Source organism: Bosea sp. (in: a-proteobacteria), assembly GCF_023953965.1.
Taxonomy (GTDB): domain Bacteria; phylum Pseudomonadota; class Alphaproteobacteria; order Rhizobiales; family Beijerinckiaceae; genus Allobosea.
Genome location: NZ_JAMLIX010000002.1, coordinates 789,435 through 805,264, shown reverse-complemented (window position 1 = coordinate 805,264; position 15,830 = coordinate 789,435). Strand labels below are relative to the sequence as shown.

Annotated in this window: 15 protein-coding genes; 1 reads left to right on the top strand and 14 read right to left on the bottom strand. The window is 70.4% G+C overall.

Annotation, left to right across the window (positions count from 1 at the left end; translation table 11 throughout):
• The first annotated feature begins 102 nt into the window (after positions 1-102).
• Positions 103-1,002 carry an ATP-binding protein gene (locus M9917_RS18920; RefSeq protein WP_297256293.1) on the top strand — a complete coding sequence of 300 codons (900 nt, stop codon included), beginning with the start codon at positions 103-105 and terminating at the stop codon, positions 1,000-1,002.
• A 135-nt stretch (positions 1,003-1,137) separates the two neighbouring features.
• On the opposite strand, the gene M9917_RS18915 is transcribed toward M9917_RS18920, so the two are convergent.
• The 14 genes from M9917_RS18915 to M9917_RS18850 form a co-directional block, all read right to left on the bottom strand.
• Complete coding sequence (locus tag M9917_RS18915) at positions 1,138-2,493, bottom strand: peptidoglycan DD-metalloendopeptidase family protein (RefSeq protein ID WP_297256291.1); 1,356 nt, start codon at positions 2,491-2,493, stop codon at positions 1,138-1,140.
• Positions 2,494-2,614: 121 nt separating this feature from the next.
• A complete protein-coding gene (locus M9917_RS18910) occupies positions 2,615-3,277 on the bottom strand; it encodes a protein-L-isoaspartate O-methyltransferase family protein (protein ID WP_297256289.1) in 663 nt (220 codons plus the stop codon).
• Between the two features lie 6 nt (positions 3,278-3,283).
• Complete coding sequence (surE, locus tag M9917_RS18905) at positions 3,284-4,045, bottom strand: 5'/3'-nucleotidase SurE (protein ID WP_297256287.1); 762 nt, start codon at positions 4,043-4,045, stop codon at positions 3,284-3,286.
• Between the two features lie 42 nt (positions 4,046-4,087).
• Positions 4,088-5,389 (bottom strand): serine--tRNA ligase, encoded by a 1,302-nt coding sequence (gene serS / locus M9917_RS18900; protein ID WP_297256285.1) that lies wholly within the window; start codon positions 5,387-5,389, stop codon positions 4,088-4,090.
• A 96-nt stretch (positions 5,390-5,485) separates the two neighbouring features.
• Entirely contained in the window at positions 5,486-6,289 is an 804-nt protein-coding gene (gene tatC / locus M9917_RS18895) for a twin-arginine translocase subunit TatC (protein ID WP_297256283.1), read from the bottom strand.
• The gene (gene tatB, locus M9917_RS18890) at positions 6,286-6,849 is read right to left on the bottom strand and encodes a Sec-independent protein translocase protein TatB (protein WP_297256280.1); all 564 of its coding nucleotides are present in this window, start codon (positions 6,847-6,849) and stop codon (positions 6,286-6,288) included. Before tatB ends, tatC begins: the two co-directional genes overlap by 4 nt.
• 44 nt (positions 6,850-6,893) lie before the next feature.
• On the bottom strand, positions 6,894-7,130 hold the full coding sequence (locus tag M9917_RS18885; protein WP_297256278.1) for a twin-arginine translocase TatA/TatE family subunit: 237 nt from the start codon (positions 7,128-7,130) through the stop codon (positions 6,894-6,896).
• Positions 7,131-7,212: 82 nt separating this feature from the next.
• Positions 7,213-8,253 carry an ABC transporter ATP-binding protein gene (locus tag M9917_RS18880; RefSeq protein WP_465246403.1) on the bottom strand — a complete coding sequence of 347 codons (1,041 nt, stop codon included), beginning with the start codon at positions 8,251-8,253 and terminating at the stop codon, positions 7,213-7,215.
• A gap of 100 nt (positions 8,254-8,353) precedes the next feature.
• Positions 8,354-9,052 carry an SMC-Scp complex subunit ScpB gene (scpB, locus tag M9917_RS18875; RefSeq protein WP_297256274.1) on the bottom strand — a complete coding sequence of 233 codons (699 nt, stop codon included), beginning with the start codon at positions 9,050-9,052 and terminating at the stop codon, positions 8,354-8,356.
• On the bottom strand, positions 9,049-9,879 hold the full coding sequence (locus M9917_RS18870) for a segregation and condensation protein A (RefSeq protein ID WP_297256272.1): 831 nt from the start codon (positions 9,877-9,879) through the stop codon (positions 9,049-9,051). The genes scpB and M9917_RS18870 overlap by 4 nt, the downstream gene beginning before the upstream one ends.
• Before the next feature lie 127 nt (positions 9,880-10,006).
• Positions 10,007-11,017, bottom strand: coding sequence for a beta-N-acetylhexosaminidase (gene nagZ / locus M9917_RS18865; RefSeq protein WP_297256270.1), 1,011 nt, complete (start codon positions 11,015-11,017; stop codon positions 10,007-10,009).
• Between the two features lie 109 nt (positions 11,018-11,126).
• Positions 11,127-12,638 (bottom strand): SPOR domain-containing protein, encoded by a 1,512-nt coding sequence (locus M9917_RS18860; protein ID WP_297256268.1) that lies wholly within the window; start codon positions 12,636-12,638, stop codon positions 11,127-11,129.
• 98 nt (positions 12,639-12,736) lie between these two features.
• A complete protein-coding gene (gene argS, locus M9917_RS18855) occupies positions 12,737-14,503 on the bottom strand; it encodes an arginine--tRNA ligase (protein WP_297257126.1) in 1,767 nt (588 codons plus the stop codon).
• Between the two features lie 38 nt (positions 14,504-14,541).
• On the bottom strand, positions 14,542-15,795 hold the full coding sequence (locus M9917_RS18850; RefSeq protein WP_297256267.1) for a deoxyguanosinetriphosphate triphosphohydrolase: 1,254 nt from the start codon (positions 15,793-15,795) through the stop codon (positions 14,542-14,544).
• Positions 15,796-15,830: the final 35 nt, after the last annotated feature.

Here is a 15,830-nt window from a genome sequence, read left to right as displayed (position 1 = left end):
CAATAGCTCTTGCGCGCGAGCAAGGCGCGGTTTAGCTAGCGGCAGGAGCCGTACCGGACGGTACGGTACGGCTCGACGGGACGAAGCGAAGGCAGCGCCGCCATGACCACGACCGAGATGACCACGACCGAAACCACCTCCGACCCGACGCTTGCCGCGCTCCTGCGCATCGCCGACGCGCTCGAGCGGATCGCCCCGCCCCGGCGCAAGCCCGCCGATCTTTCGGCCGCCGACGCCTTCGTCTGGCAGGCGGCGGCGGGCGAGCTTACGCCGGTCATGAAGGTCAACCGCGTCGCGCTCTCGCTGCTGCGCGGGGTGGACCGCGTCCGCGACACCCTGGCCGAGAACACCGAGCGCTTCGCCAGGGGGCTGCCGGCCAACAACGTGCTGCTCTGGGGCGCGCGCGGCATGGGCAAGTCCTCGCTGGTCAAGGCGGTGCATGCCGACACCAACCAGCGCCTCGCCGGAGCGGCAGCGCCGCTGAAGCTGATCGAGATCCACCGCGAGGACATCGAGAGCCTGCCGGCGCTGATGGGGCTCCTGCGCGCCGATCCGCACCGCGCCATCGTCTTCTGCGACGACCTGTCCTTCGACGGCGACGACACCTCCTACAAGTCGCTGAAGGCGGCGCTCGACGGCGGCGTCGAGGGGCGGCCGGACAATGTCGTGTTCTACGCCACCTCGAATCGCCGCCATCTCCTGCCGCGCGACATGATGGACAACGAGCGCTCGACCTCGATCAATCCGGGCGAGGCGATCGAGGAGAAGGTCTCGCTCTCCGACCGCTTCGGCCTCTGGCTCGGCTTCCACAAATGCAGCCAGGACGAATATCTGGAGATGATCGACGGCTATGCCCGCCATTTCGGGCTTACGATCGCGCCGGAGGAACTGCGGCGCGACGCGCTGGAATGGGCGACGACGCGCGGCTCCCGCTCCGGCCGCACCGCCTGGCAATACATCCAGGACCTCGCCGGCCGGCTGGGGAAGACGCTGGAGGGGTGATGCGCCCGCCCGCGGCTTCGCCGTTCCGGGGCAGACGAAAACGGGGCGGCCCTTTCAGGGCCGCCCCGTTCTTTTCGATCGGGAGGGTCTCGCGGAACCGATCGAAGGCTTGAAACCCGTGTCCGCGTCTTCCGATCAGTTGTTGAGATAGGGCGTCGGGTCGACCGGCTCGGAGCCCTTGCGCAGCTCGAAATGAAGCTGCGGCGAGGAGACGTTGCCGGTCTGGCCGGAATTCGCGACGACCTGGCCGCGCTTGACTGTGTCGCCGCGCTTGACCTTGAGCTCGCCGTTATGGGCGTAGGCCGAGACATAGCCGTTGGGATGGCGGATCAGCACGAGATTGCCGTAGCCCTTGAGCTCGCTGCCGGCATAGGCGACGGTCCCGCCCTCGGCCGCCTTGATCGGCGTGCCTTCCGGAACGGCGATGTTGATGCCCTCGTTGCCGCCCTTGCCGCCATAGCCGGCGATCACCCGGCCGCGCGCCGGCCAGCGGAAATCCGCCTTGTCGGACGACGAGGCCGCCTGTTCCTCGGCCTTGGGGATGCTGGCGGTGGTCTTGGGCTCGGCCACGGGCTCGGCCTTCGGGGCGGGCTTCGGCTCGACGACCGGCGCACTCGCGACGACCGCTGGCTTCGCCGGCTGAGCGGCGACCTTCGCCGGCTTCGGCTCCGGCGCGGGCTTCGCGGCCGGCACCGGCACGGCGGCGGTCTTGCGGGCTTCCGCCTTGGCCTTGGCCTCGGCCGCGAAGCGGGCACGCGATTCCTTCATCGCCTGGGCGTCGGCGGCGGCCTTGGCCTTTGTCTCGGCGGCAGCCTTGGCCTTCGCCTCGGCGGCGGTCGTTCTTGCCTCGGCGGCGGCCTTGGCTTTCGACTCGGCGGCGGCCTTGGCGTGCGCCTTCGGATCGACGGCGGCGGGCGGCACGGCGGGGCTGGTGACGAGGCGCGGTGTCTCAACCGGCGCCTGAACGGCCTGGCGGACGGGCGCGGCGGAGGCGGCGCCGGCCGCATTGTAGACCGGAATCGTGATGCGCGTGCCGGGAGCGACATTGGCGCTGCTCAGCCCGTTGGCCGACATGATGGCGGCGCGCGGCACGCCATAGCGCGAGGAGATCATGTCGAGGTTCTCGCCCTGGGCCAGCACGATCGGCGTGCCGCCCTGCGCGGACCAGCCGGCAGCCCCGCCCGAAACCGCCTGCACCGGCTGGGAGCGCAGCGCCACGGCCGATTGCGGCGGCGGCAGGGGCTGCGACTGCACGATCGGCGCGGCGGCGACGGGCTGGAGCGGCGCGCTCGCCACCCGTCCGATCGAGCCGGTGGTGACCGGATCGCGGGCCGGCGCCGGTGCCTGGGCGGTTCTGAAGGGGTTGTCGAAGGGCGTGTCGGTGAAACGCAACGCGTCCGACGAGCAGGCGCTGACGCCAAGGGCGAGCAGGCAGACCGTCGACAAACGGCGGACGGCACGGTGATGGGACGATCCGGCTTGGCTACGCATGGACTGAGCACTCGCGAACGACGCAACTCGATGACGGGGATTAAAGTCCCGTTGAGGTTACGAAAGCGTTTCGCTCACGCCGCCGTCTTCACTTTTTTGGATTTTTCGCCAGGCGGAAGCCTCACAGCGCCCGCGCCAGCCCCGGCATCAGCGGCGGCAGGCGCAAGCTCGGCCCGGTCGCATGGTCGAACCCGCCGTCGTCGAGGCGCGTGACCACCACGCGGCGCGCCACGCCCTCGACGCGCAGCGCGCCGACGAGGCGCCCGCCGGGCGAAAGCCTTGCCAGCAGCGCCTCGGGCACCGCGCGGGTGACGCCGTTGACGAGGATGCGCTCGAAGCGCCCCAGCGTCCGGTCGGGCTCAAACCCGTCGGCATGGCGCAGTTCGACGCCCTTGCCGAAGCCCATGTCGCCGACCCGCTCATGCGCCGCCAGCGCCAGCGAGCGATAGCGCTCGAGCGAGACGACCTCGCCCCCCATCGCCGCCAGCAGCGCCGAGACATAGCCGGAGCCGGTGCCGACCTCGAGCACCCGCACGCCGGCTTGCATGTCGAGCGCGCCGATGAGATCGGCGACGGTGTGCGGGGCGGTCATCGTCTGGCCGCAGGGCAGCGGCACCGAGACGTCCTGCCGGGCGAGATCGGCGAAGCGGGAGGGAGCGAAGCGCTCGCGCGGCACCTTCTCCATCGCGCGCAGCAAGGCGAGGTCGCGCACGCCGCGGCTGCGCAGCGAGAGCAGGAAGGCGACGGTGCGCTCGCCTTCGCTGGCCGGCGTGTCCGCGCTCACGTCATCTCACGCGAAGACCCGCGCGAAGCGCGTCAGCGTCGGCTCATGCGTCAGGTCGAGCTCGAGCGGCGTGATCGAGATGCGATTCTCGGCCATGGCGCGCAGGTCGGTTCCGTTGGCCGGCTCCTTGCGGGTGCGCTGGAAGGCGATCCAGTAATAGGGGTAGCCGCGGCCGTCCTTGCGCGGCTCGAGCTGCAACAGCTCCTGGTCGCGCCGCCCCTGCACGGTGACGGCGACGCCCTCGACCTCGCCCGGGCCGGTATGGGGGAAGTTGAGGTTGAACAGCACGCCTTCCGGAATGCCCTCCTCCAGCAGCCGGCGGATGATGCCCGGCGCATGGTGCTCGGCGCAGTCCCAGCGGATCACGTCGCGGTTGCCGGGCTGGTAGGCCTGGCTCAGCGCGATCGAGGGCACGCCGAGCAGCGTGCCTTCCATCGCGGCGGCGATCGTGCCGGAATAGGTCACGTCCTCGGCGACGTTCGAGCCGCGGTTGACGCCGGAGAGCACGAGGTCGGGCCTCGCCCCGGCCATGACCGAGCGCACCGCCATGATCACGCAGTCGGTCGGCGTGCCGGAGACGGCGAAGCGCTTCTCGTCGATCCGGCGCAGCCTGAGCGGGTTCGACAGCGACAGCGAATGCGCCACGCCCGACTGGTCGGTCTCCGGCGCCACGACCCAGACATCGTCGGACAGCGCGCGCGCGATGCGTTCCAGCACGTCGAGCCCCTCGGCATGGATGCCGTCGTCATTGGTCACGAGAATACGCATGTCGCTCAAACCTGCCTTTCGATAAGGGACGCGCGGGCTGCTTCAGGCCCGCTCGATCCGCGTCACGCCGCGCATATAGGGCACCAGCACCGCGGGCACGGTGATCGAGCCATCGGCGTTCTGATAGGTCTCCATCACCGCGATCAGCGCCCGGCCGACCGCCGTGCCCGATCCGTTGAGGGTGTGCACGAAGAACGGGCCCTTGCCGTCCTTCGTCTTGTAGCGGGCATTCATCCGCCGCGCCTGGAAATCGCCGCAGACCGAGCAGGACGAGATCTCGCGATAGCTCTTCTGCCCCGGCAGCCAGGCCTCGATGTCCCAGGTCTTGCGCGAGGCGAAGCCCATGTCGCCGGTGCACAGCGTCATCACGCGATAATGCAGGTCGAGCTTCTTCAGCACGGCCTCGGCGCAGGCGAGCATGCGCTCGTGCTCCTCGCGCGATTTTTCCGGCGCGGTGATCGAGACGAGCTCGACCTTCTCGAACTGGTGCTGGCGCAGCATGCCGCGCGTATCGCGCCCGGCGGAGCCTGCTTCCGAGCGGAAGCAGGGGGTGAGAGCGGTGAAGCGCAGCGGCAATTCCTCCTCGGAGAGGATCTGCTCCCGCGCCAGATTGGTCAGCGGCACCTCGGCGGTCGGGATCAGCCAATGCTCCTGCCCGGCCCGGAACTGGTCCTCGCGGAACTTCGGCAGCTGCGCGGTGCCGAACATCGCGTCGTCGCGCACCAGGAGCGGCGGGTTCACCTCGATATAGCCGTGCTCCTCGGTGTGGGTATCGAGCATGAACTGGCCGATCGCGCGCGAGAGCCGGGCGATCCCGCGCTCCAGCACGACGAAGCGGGCGCCCGAAAGCCTGGCCGCCGTCTCGAAATCCATCTGGCCGAGCGCCTCGCCGAGCTCGAAATGCTGCTTCGGCTCGTCGACGCCGGCGAGCAGCCCGCGCTCCTCCGGCTTCACGCCATGGAGGTGCAGCACGACGTTGCCGTGCTCATCGGCGCCGTCCGGCACATCGTCGAAGGGGGTGTTCGGGATCGCTGCGAGCGCGGCGTCCAGCGCTTCCCGCGCCGCCTTTTCCTGCGCCTCCAGCGCCGGCTGCGCTTCCTTCAGCCCGGCGACCTCGGCCTTGAGGCTCTCGGCGAGGGCGGCGTCCTTCGCGCCCATCGCCTTGCCGATTTCCTTGGAGAGCGCGTTGCGGCGCTCCTGCGTGGCCTGCGCCTTCGCGATTGCCGCGCGGCGCCTGTCGTCGAGATCGAACAAGGCGCGCGACGAGGTGTCCTTGAAGCCCCGGCGCTCAAGCCCCCTGTCGAACGCCGCGGCGTTCTCGCGAATCCATTTGATGTCGTACATCGTCGTCCGGCCATGCCATCGCTGCCGAAGCGCAGCGCAGGATGCTCTAGACCGGGATCGCGCGGGAGGGAACCACCGTTGTCGCCCTCCCCGCCGTCATTCCGCTTCCGCCTTCGCCGCCTCGCTCTTCTTCTCGACCCGGCGCACGGAGAATACCGAAAGCTCGTAGAGCAGCAGCATCGGGACCGCGAGCATCAGCTGCGAGATCACGTCCGGCGGCGTCAGCACCGCCGCCACGACGAAGACGAAGACGATGGCGTAGCGGCGCTTCTCCCTCAGGAACTTCGAATCGATGATGCCCGCCTGCCCGAGGAGCGTCAGGATCACCGGAAGCTGGAAGGCGATGCCGAAGGCGAAGATCAGCGTCATGATCAGCGAGAGATACTCGCTGACCCGCGGCAGGAGCGCGATGCCGGCCTGGGTCTCGGTCGCGGCCTGCTGCATGCCGAGCGAGAACTTCATCAGCACCGGCATGGCGAAGAAGAACACCAGCATCGCGCCGAGCAGGAAGAACACCGGCGTCGCCATCAGATAAGGCGCGAAAGCCGCCTTCTCGTTCTTGTAGAGGCCGGGCGCCACGAATTTGTAGATCTGCGTCGCGATCACCGGGAAGGCGAAGAAGCCGGCGCCGAAGGCCGCCACCTTGATATGGGTGAAGAACAGCTCGAGCGGGCCTGTATAGATCAGCTGCGCGTTGGCGGCGCTGCCGGCGGCCCGGACATAGGGCCAGACCAGGATGTTGTAGATCTGCGTCGAGAAGGCGAAGCAGACGAAGAACATGATCAGGAAGGCGATCAGCGACTTGATCAGCCGCGAGCGCAATTCGATCAGATGGTCGATGAGCGGGGCGCGCGAAGCCTCGATCTCGTCCTCGCCCTCGCGAGGATTGGCGACGCTCATGCGGAATTCTCCTCGCCCTTCACGGTCTTGCGCCGGCGGACGGGCTTGGCGGCCTCAGCCGCAGCGGCCTTGACGCTGCGCTTGCGGGCGGGTTTCGCCGGCTCAGGCTCGGCCGTGACAGGCGCAGCCGCCGGCTCGGCCGCGGCCTTGCGCGTCCGCCTGGGCCTGGGGCGCGGCGCCTCGATCTCGACGGGCGGCAGCGGTTCCGGCGGCGGCAGCGAGGCGAGGCTCGCCTCGGCCTGCTTCAGCGCCGCTTCGTCCGGCTTATCCGCTTCGGGCTTGGCGGGCTCGAAATCCTTGATCGAATCGATCGGCTTGAAGTCGCTGTTCAGCGCGTTCGACACCGATCCGCCGATATCGTCGACCTGCTTCTTGAGATCGGCGAGCTCGGCCTCGCGCATCGCCTCGTTGAACTGGCCCTGGAACTCCGCCGCCATGCGCCGGACCCGGCCGACCATCTGGCCGACCGTGCGCAGGGCCTTGGGCAGGTCCTTCGGGCCGATCACCACGAGCGCCACCGCGCCGATCAGCACCATCTCGCTCCAGGCGATGTCGAACATCGACGGCTCGTCCTCTCAGGCTTCAGCCCCGCGTCGCGGCGGCGTCAGGCCTTGTGCTCGGCCTTGGCCTTGGCCTCGGCCGCGGCGTTGTCGGCCTTGACCTGGTCGATCACCTTGGGGTCGACGGTCGGCGTCGGCTCGTCGTCCTCGGCCATGCCCTTCTTGAACGATTTGATGCCCTTGGCGACGTCGCCCATCAGCTCGGAGACCTTGCCGCGCCCGAACAGCAGCATCACGATGACGCCGACGACGATCCAGTGCCAGATGCTCACGCCACCCATGGTGGTACTCCTTACGAAATTGCGTCGACCGGGGGGCTATCCCCGCCAGATCCCTGCCCGGTCGCTTGTTCGGCGGCGGAACCTATTGATCCGCGGCCGGAAACACAAGGACTTCGTCCGAGGGAATCTCGACACCGACCTCGTCGCCCACCGCGATCCCGTCCGAGAGCCGCGCCCGCACCGACAGCGCCCTGTCGAAGCCGTCCACCATCACGCTCAGATGGTCGGCCTCGCCGAGGAAGCGCCGGCCCGTCAGCCGCCCGGGCAGGTAATAGCCCTTCGGCACGATGCGGACGCGATGCGGCCGGATGCAGGCGATCGCGTCGGCGCCTTCCGCGATGCCCGGCGCCGCGAAGCGGCCGAACGGCGTCTCGACCGCGCCGTCGCGGACCCTGCCCTCGACCTCGGTCAGATCGCAGAAAAATCGGGCGGCAAAGAGGCTGGCCGGACGCTTGTAGAGCTCCTCGCCCGTCCCGACCTGGACGATCCGGCCCGCCCGCATCAGCACGATCCGGTCGGCGATGCGCATCGCGTCCTCGGGATCGTGCGTGACGATGATCGAGGTCGCGCCGGTCTCCTCCAGGAGGGCCGCGGTCTCGTCGCGGACCACGTCGTGCAGGCGCCGGTCGAGGTTGGAGAATGGCTCGTCCATCAGGAGCACGCCCGGCCGCGGCGCGATGGCGCGCGCCAGCGCCACGCGCTGCTGCTCGCCGCCGGAGAGCATATGCGGATAGGACCCGGCGAGCTCGGCAAGCCCCACCCGCGCCAGCGCCCTGAGCGCCGTCGCCTCGGTGGCGGCCGGCGCCTGACCGCGCAGGCCGAAGCAGACGTTCTCGCGCACGGTGAGATGCGGGAACAGCGCATAATCCTGGAAGACGAAGCCGACGCCGCGATGCTCGGGCTCGACGAAGCGCTCCGGGGCCGAGACGTCGCGCCCCTCCAGAAGGATGCGCCCGGCGCTCGGCCGCTCGACCCCGGCGGCGAGTCTGAGCAGCGTCGTCTTGCCGCAGCCGGACTGGCCGAGCAGCGCGACGATCTCGCCGGGCTCGACCGAGAGCGAAACATCCGTCAGCGCCGCCACCGCCCCGAAGCGCTGCGTCACATGCTCGAATCCGAGCGCCATCGGGATCGCGGCACCGGCCGTGCCGCGCCGGCCCCAGCCGAGCCATCCTGCCTTGGTCTCGCTCAGTGCCAATCCCCGCTCCTCGTCATGCCGCCCTCGCTCAGCCCTGTTGCTGCCCGCTTTCGCCATCGTCAAGCGGGCTGAACAGGTCGCCGAGCGGGTCCTCGTCGTCGCGCAGGGACGGATCGTCGTCGGGCACCGGCACAGTCAGTTCGCGCGTCAGCGGCCCCTCGATCAGCCCCGTCCCCTTGAGCTCCTCAAGCCCCGGCAGATCATCGATGCGGTCGAGCCCGAAATGATCGAGGAAGCCCGGCGTCGTCCCGTAGGTGATCGGCCGGCCGGGCGAGCGCCGCCGCCCGCGCAGGCGCACGAAGCCCGCCTCAAGCAGGATGTCGAGCGTGCCCTTGGCGGTGGCGACGCCGCGGATCTCCTCGATCTCGGCCCGCGTCACCGGCTGGTGATAGGCGATGATCGACAGCATTTCGAGCGCGGCGCGCGACAGCCGGCGCGGCGGCTCAGCCTCCGCCGCCAGGAGATAGCCGAGGTCCGGCGCCGTCCGGAAGGCGAAGCCGCCGGCGACCCGGCGCAGGTTGACGCCGCGCGTCGCATAGCTTTCCGCCAGCCGGGCCAGCACCGGCCCGATCGCCACGCCCGCCGGCATGGCGCGCGCCAGCACCTCGGCGGTGAGCGGCGCCGCCGAGGCGAAGAGCAGCGCCTCGGCGATGCGCAGCGCCCGGGCGAAGGCTTCCGCCGCGTCATCGGCATCGTCGTCCGGGGCCTCGATCGCCCTGCCGCTCATGAGCCGCCCCCGGCGGCGAAGGGCAGCCCTTCGGGCCTGGCCGAACGCCGCCGCAGCGAGATCGGCGCGAAGGCCTTCTCCTGCCTGAGGTCGATCACCCCCTCGCGCGCCATCTCCAGCATCGCCGACAGGGCGGACGCCCGGACCGTCGCCCGCATCTCGCGCATCGGCAGGCCGTGCGAGGCCATGTAGCGCGTCAGATAGCCATCGAGATCGGTCCAGTCGCCGGCCTCGCCGATCAGCCGCTGCAACGCCTCGCGCGCCTCGACCAGCGACCAGACCACGCGGTGGCCGACCGAGATATGCGCCTGCGCACGCTGCTGCCGCTGCCGGGCATAGGCCGAGAGCAGATCGTAGAGCTCCGCCTCCCAGACCGGCCGGGCGCCGGGCGCCGTTTCTTCCCGCGCGCCGCGCGCGAACACGTCCTGCCCCAGCCGCTCGCGCGCGGAGAGCCGGTTGGCGGCGGCGCGGATCGCTTCCAGCCGGCGCAGGCGCAGCGCCAGCGCGGTCGCGAGATCGGCTGCGCTCGGCTCCTCGCCCCTGGGCGGATCGGGCAGCAGCAGACGCGACTTCAGATAGGCGAGCCAGGCCGCCATCACCAGATAATCGGCAGCGAGCTCGAGCCTCAGCGCCCGCGCCTCCTCGACGAAGGCGAGATATTGCTCGGCCAGCGCCAGGATCGAGATGCGGGCGAGGTCGACCTTCTGGCGCCGCGCCAGATCGAGCAGAAGGTCGAGCGGCCCTTCATAGCCGTCGACATCGACGACGAGCGAAGGCTCGCCCGCGCGCCGCCCGCGGTCTTCCTCGAATGGCAATTCGGCCGTCATCAGCCTCGGGCTCCTTTCCCCTGTCATTCCGGGGCGCGCCTAAAGGCGCGAACCCGGAATGACAACGTCATGGCACGTGCCGACAGCGCCTGAAGCCCCTGCGCCCCCGAGCTTCAGGTTCGGCCGTTCAGCCCTGCAACGCAAGCGCGGCCGCGACCTCGGCGCGGGCTGCCTCCAGATCGACCGGCTCCGGCGCGTGGCGGATGCGGCCGAGCGCGGCGGCGGCGCGCCGCGCCCGCGCGCCGGTCATCTCCGGCACGGCGCCGGCGACCGCGATCATCTCCGCCATGATGCCGTGGCAATGCAGGACGAGGTCGACGCCGGCGCGGATGGCGGCGCGCGCCTTGGCCTCGAACGAACCGGAGAGCGCCTTCATCGAGATGTCGTCGGTCATGATCAGCCCGTCGAAGTTAAGCTCGCCGCGCATGACCTCACGCACGATCTTTCGCGAGACGGTCGCCGGATGCCGGGAATCGAGCGCGGTGAACACGACATGCGCCGTCATCGCCAGCGGCATGTCGGCGAGATGCCGGAACGGGCGGAAATCATGCGCCCTGAGTTCATCCAGCGAGGCGTCGACGACCGGCAGGTCGTGATGGCTGTCGGCGCGCGCGCGGCCGTGGCCGGGCATGTGCTTGACGACCGGCAGCACGCCGCCGGCGATCAGCCCCTCCGCCGCGGCCCGGCCGAGCCGCGCGACCTGATCGGGGTCATGCGCATAGGCGCGGTCGCCGATCACGTCATGGCTGCCGGCGACCGGCACGTCGAGCACCGGAAGGCAGTCGACGTCGATGCCGACTTGTCTCAGGTCATGCGCCATCAGCCGGGCGCAAAGGCGGACGATCTCGCGCTGGCGTAGCGGATCGTTGATGCCGAGGAAGGCGCGCGCCGGCGGATATTTCGGCCAGCTCGGCGGCCCCATGCGCTGGACGCGCCCGCCTTCCTGGTCGATCAGGATCGGCGCGTGCCAGCCGACGGCCTCGCGCATCTCGGCGGTCAGCGCGGCGACCTGCTCGGGCGACTGGGTGTTGCGCCTGAACAGGATGAAGCCCCAGGGCCGGGCGTCGCGGAAGAAGGCCCGCTCGTCCGCGGTGAGACTCGAGCCGAGGCAGCCGGCGATGAAGGCGCGCGATGTCATGCCACCGGGTTAGGAAGCGGCGCGCGGGGCGTCAAGCGCTCCCGGCCCCGATACGGAAACGGCGACCCCGAAGGGCCGCCGTTCGCCGTAACCGGAAAGACCGTGACAATCAGTTCTTGGCGATGAAGCACTGCCCGCCGGCGGCCTGAAGCTGCGTGCACATCGTGGTCGCCTCGTCGCGGGAATACGGCCCGACGCGCAGGCGGTAGACGGTCTTGCCGCCGGCGAGCTCGGTCTTGCGCACGATCGGCGCCTGGCCGGAAAGCTGCTGCGGATATTTGCGCTGGAGCGCCGCGAAGGTGGCGCGGGCTTCCGCCTCGCTGCCCGGCGCGCCGAGCTGGACCACGAAGTCGCCGGTGCCGGCGCGCAGCGCGGCGGTCGCCGGAGCCTGCGGCGCGGCGGCGGGAGCCGCGTTGGCGAGGCGGGTCGGCACGGCCGGCGTGGTGGCGGCCGGCGGCGTCGTCGCGCGCTCCTGGACCTTCGGGGCGGCGGGGGCCTGCGCCGTGCGGGGCTGGGCCGCCGGCGGCGCCGTCGGCCGCAGCGGCGCCGAGCCGGTCGCGGCCGGCTGGCCGGAATCGACCGCGACGGGCGCCTGCGCCGGCGTGCCGTCGGGGCGGATCGAGACGGTGCGCACCTTGCGCGGCTCGCCGAGCCCCGGCACCGGCGGCATCGGGGTGAGCGCCGGCTCCGGCGGGACGATGCTGCGCTCGGGCGCGCCCGGTGCGGCGGCGAGCGCGGTCGCCTCGGCCGAGCTCGGTCCCGGCATGACCACGCGCGGCGGCAGCGAGCGCGCCGCCTGCTGCACGTCGACCGGCTGCTCCTCATTGTTCACGACGCGGCTCTGCCCGGCGGGGGCATCGGGGCTGCGCTCGTAGATCTGCTTGTTCTGGTTCGGGATCTCGGCGCCGCCGGGATTGACCGGCTCGACCTTGACCGGGCCGGCATCGGCCGTGATCAGCGGCGGCTGGCCGTCCGTCGAGGTCGAGCCGCCGCGCCAGGTGAAGGCGGCACCGACGCCGACGAGCCCGACCGCGATGACCGCGGCCGCAGCCCAGAGCCCCTTGCGCGAGCGGCGCGGCTCCAGATCGGGCATGTCGTCCTCGCCGTATTCGGGCGCGGGCTCGTCCTGCTGCGTCTCGCCATAGTCATACGCGGGCGCCTCGTCGGCATAGACGACCGGGGCGGGATCGAACCCGGCGCCCTCGTCGAGATCGCGCGGCGCGGCCGGATGCAAGGGCGGCAGCGGCTCGGGCAGGTCGAAATCGGGCGCGTACTCATGCCGGGGAGCGGCGGGAGGCGGGGGCGCCCGCTGCGGCTCGGTACGCCGCAGCAGCGCCTCGAACTCGTCCAGCGCGCCGCGCAGCTCGGCCGGCGGCGCGCCGCTCTCGGCGGCGGGCGGCGCAGGCTGATGCGGCACGACCTCGAAGCTCGGCTCATGGCGCAGGCCCTGGCGCCGCTCGGCGAAGATGTCCTTGAGCGGATCGTCCTGCCCGACGATGCGGGTCAGCTCCGCGAGCGGGTCGGCCTGCTGCCCCGGGCGGGGTGCCTGCCCGGCTGCGCGCAGCTGGCGCTCGAGATCTTCGAGATCGAGCGCGAAACGGTTCCTAGCTGGCTCACTCATGGCATGATCCATTCCAGCACAAGCCGCCCTTCCCTATGGAAAAGGCGATGACCCGTGCGGTCAATCTGACCTTGTGCGCGCCGGCGGAAAAGCCTCCGTCAGCGCATCTCTTCCGGCGCCGCAACTCCGGCGACAGCCAGACCGGAAGCAAGGACGCCGCGCACCGCATGCACGAACGCCAATCTCGCCAGGGTCGACTTTCGATCAGTTTGATTAACGAACCGTAATTGCGGCGAGTCTTTGCCCTTGTTCCAGAGCGAATGGAAGGCGCTCGCCAGTTCATGCACGAAGAAGGCGACACGATGCGGCTCATGCGCGGCGGCGGCTCCTTCGATGATGCGCGGCCAGGCCGCGATCGTCTTGACGATGCCGGTTTCCGCCTCGTCGGTCAGGATCGAAAGATCGGCCCCGGCCAGCGCCGCGGGCGAAAGATCGAGATCGGGGAACGTCTCGCGCGCCTGCCGGAAGATCGAGGCGCAGCGCGCATGCGCATATTGCACGTAGAAAACGGGATTGTCCTTCGACTGCTCGACCACCTTGGCGAGATCGAAGTCGAGCGTCGCGTCGTTCTTGCGGAAGATCATCATGAAGCGCACCGCGTCGCGGCCGACCTCGTCGATCACCTCGCGCAGCGTGACGAAATCGCCGGAGCGCTTCGACATCCTGACCTGCTCGCCGTTGCGCAACAGCCGCACGAGCTGGCAGAGCTTGACGTCGAGCGCGCCCTCACCGTTCGTCACCGCCTTCACCGCCGCCTGCATGCGCTTGACGTAGCCGCCATGGTCGGCGCCCCAGACGTCGATCATCTCCGGGAAGCCGCGCAGGAACTTGGAGCGGTGATAGGCGATGTCGTTGGCGAAATAGGTGTAGCTGCCGTCCGATTTCAGCAGCGGCCGGTCGACGTCGTCGCCGAAGCGGGTGGCGCGGAACAGCGTCTGCTCGCGGTCCTCCCAGTCCTCGTCCTTCTGGCCCTTGGGCGGCGGCAGCCGGCCCTCGTAGACGAGATCGCGCGCGCGCAGATCCTGGATCGTCTGGTGCACGGCATTGGTATCGCCGTCCCGGCCCTGCAGCGAGCGCTCGGAGAAGAAGACCTCGTGGACGACGCCGAGCGCGGCGAGATCGTCGCGGATCATCGCCATCATGGCGTCGGTCGCCGCCTGCCGGACGAGCGGGAGCCAGTCCCATTCGGCCTTGTCGCGCAGGGTCTCGCCATATCGCGCGGCGAGCGCCTGCCCGACCGAGACCAGGTAGTCGCCGGGATAGAGCCCCTCGGGGATAGCCCCGATATCCTCGCCCAGCGCCTCGCGATAGCGCAGGAAGGCGGAGCGGGCGAGCACGTCGACCTGCGCGCCGGCATCGTTGATGTAGTATTCGCGGGTGACGTCGTGCCCGGCGAAGGCGAGCAGGCTAGCCAGCGCATCGCCGAACACCGCGCCACGGCCATGGCCGACATGCATCGGCCCGGTCGGATTGGCCGAGACATATTCGACATTGATCTTCGGCGCGGGCTTCGGCGCGCCGCGGCCGTAATCGGCGCCGGCCTCGATGGCGGATTTCAGCACCGCGGTGAACACCGCCGGCCGCAGGGTCAGGTTGATGAAGCCGGGCCCCGCGATCTCCGCCCTGGCGATCTCGGGGTCCTTCGACAATTCCTCGACCAGGAGCGCGGCGAGCGCGCGCGGATTCGTCCCGGCCTCCTTGGCCAGCACCATCGCGGCGTTGGTCGCGAGATCGCCATGGCCTGCGTCCCTGGTCGGCTCGACCACGACGCGCGCGAGATTCAGGCCCGCCGGCAGCGCGCCTCGCGCGGCCAGCGCCGCAAGCGCACTGTGAAGACGGGCGGAATGGATCTCGAACAGGTTCATCGTGGTCACGGGGATCGCGGATGGGAAGCCGCCCGGCCCTATCGCAGCGCAGGGGTGACGTCAAACAGGCGCCGATGCTCGTCGAGCGCGTACCAGTCGGTCATGCCGGCGATGTAGTCGGCGATTCGCCTTGCGCGGCGGTGCGCGTCGAGGCCCTCGCAACCGGCCGCCCACTCCGCCGGCATCGCCGCCGGATCGGCGCTGAAGCGGGCGAACAGCTCGCGCACCACCTGCGCCGCATCGGCCCGGATCGGCGCGATGCGCGGGTGGCGGTACATGTTCGGATAGAGGAAGCCCTTGATGTCGCGGTCGGCCGCCGCGATCGGGCCCGAGAAGGCGACGACGGGGCCGTCCGCCCGCCGGATCTGATCGGCATCGGCCGGCTTGAGCGCGGCGAGGCGCCGCTGCGACTCGGCGATCACGTCCTCGACGAAGCGGGTGATAACGCGGCGCACCAGCTCGTTGGTGGCGCGCGCCCGCTCCAGCCCCGGATGCAGCCGCTCGATCTCGTCGAGCAGCCCGGCGAGGAAGGGCACCGCCCTGAGCTCGGCATGGCCGAAGAGGCCGGCGCGCAGGCCGTCGTCGATGTCGTGGGCGTTGTAGGCGATGTCGTCGGCCAGCGCGGCGGCCTGCGCCTCGGCCGAGGCATGGCTGTCGAGCCAGAGATCCTGGCGCTCCTGGTATTCGAGGATCGCGACCGGCAGGCCGCGCGCGACATGGCGCATTGTGGGCCTGCCCTCACGGTCGATGAGCGGGCCGTTGTGCTTGACCAGCCCCTCCAGCGTCTCCCAGCTCAGGTTGAGCCCGTCGAAAGCGGCGTAGCGCCGCTCCAGCCGCGTCACGATCCTGAGGGTCTGGGCGTTGTGGTCGAAGCCGCCGAAGCCGGCCATGCACTCTTCCAGCGCGTCCTCGCCGGTATGGCCGAAGGGGGTGTGGCCGAGATCATGCGCCAGCGCCAGCGCCTCGGCCAGATCCTCGTCGAGGCCGAGGGCGCGCGAGAGCGCTCGCGCGATCTGCGCCACCTCGATCGTGTGCGTCAGGCGGGTGCGATAGTGGTCGCCCTCATGCGAGACGAAGACCTGCGTCTTGTGCGCCAGCCGCCGGAAGGCGGTCGAATGGATGATGCGGTCGCGGTCGCGCTGGAATTCGCCGCGCGTCGCGGAGGCCGGCTCGGCGACGAGGCGCCCACGGCTCAGGGAGGAGCGGCAGGCATAGGGCGCGCGCCAGCGCTCGCCGGGCTCGAGGCCGGGAGGAAGGAAAAAGCCGGAAGGCGCGTCGCGTCGATGGGGCATGGCAGCCTCGTTGCGGCCCCCTGCTTGTCTGGCCG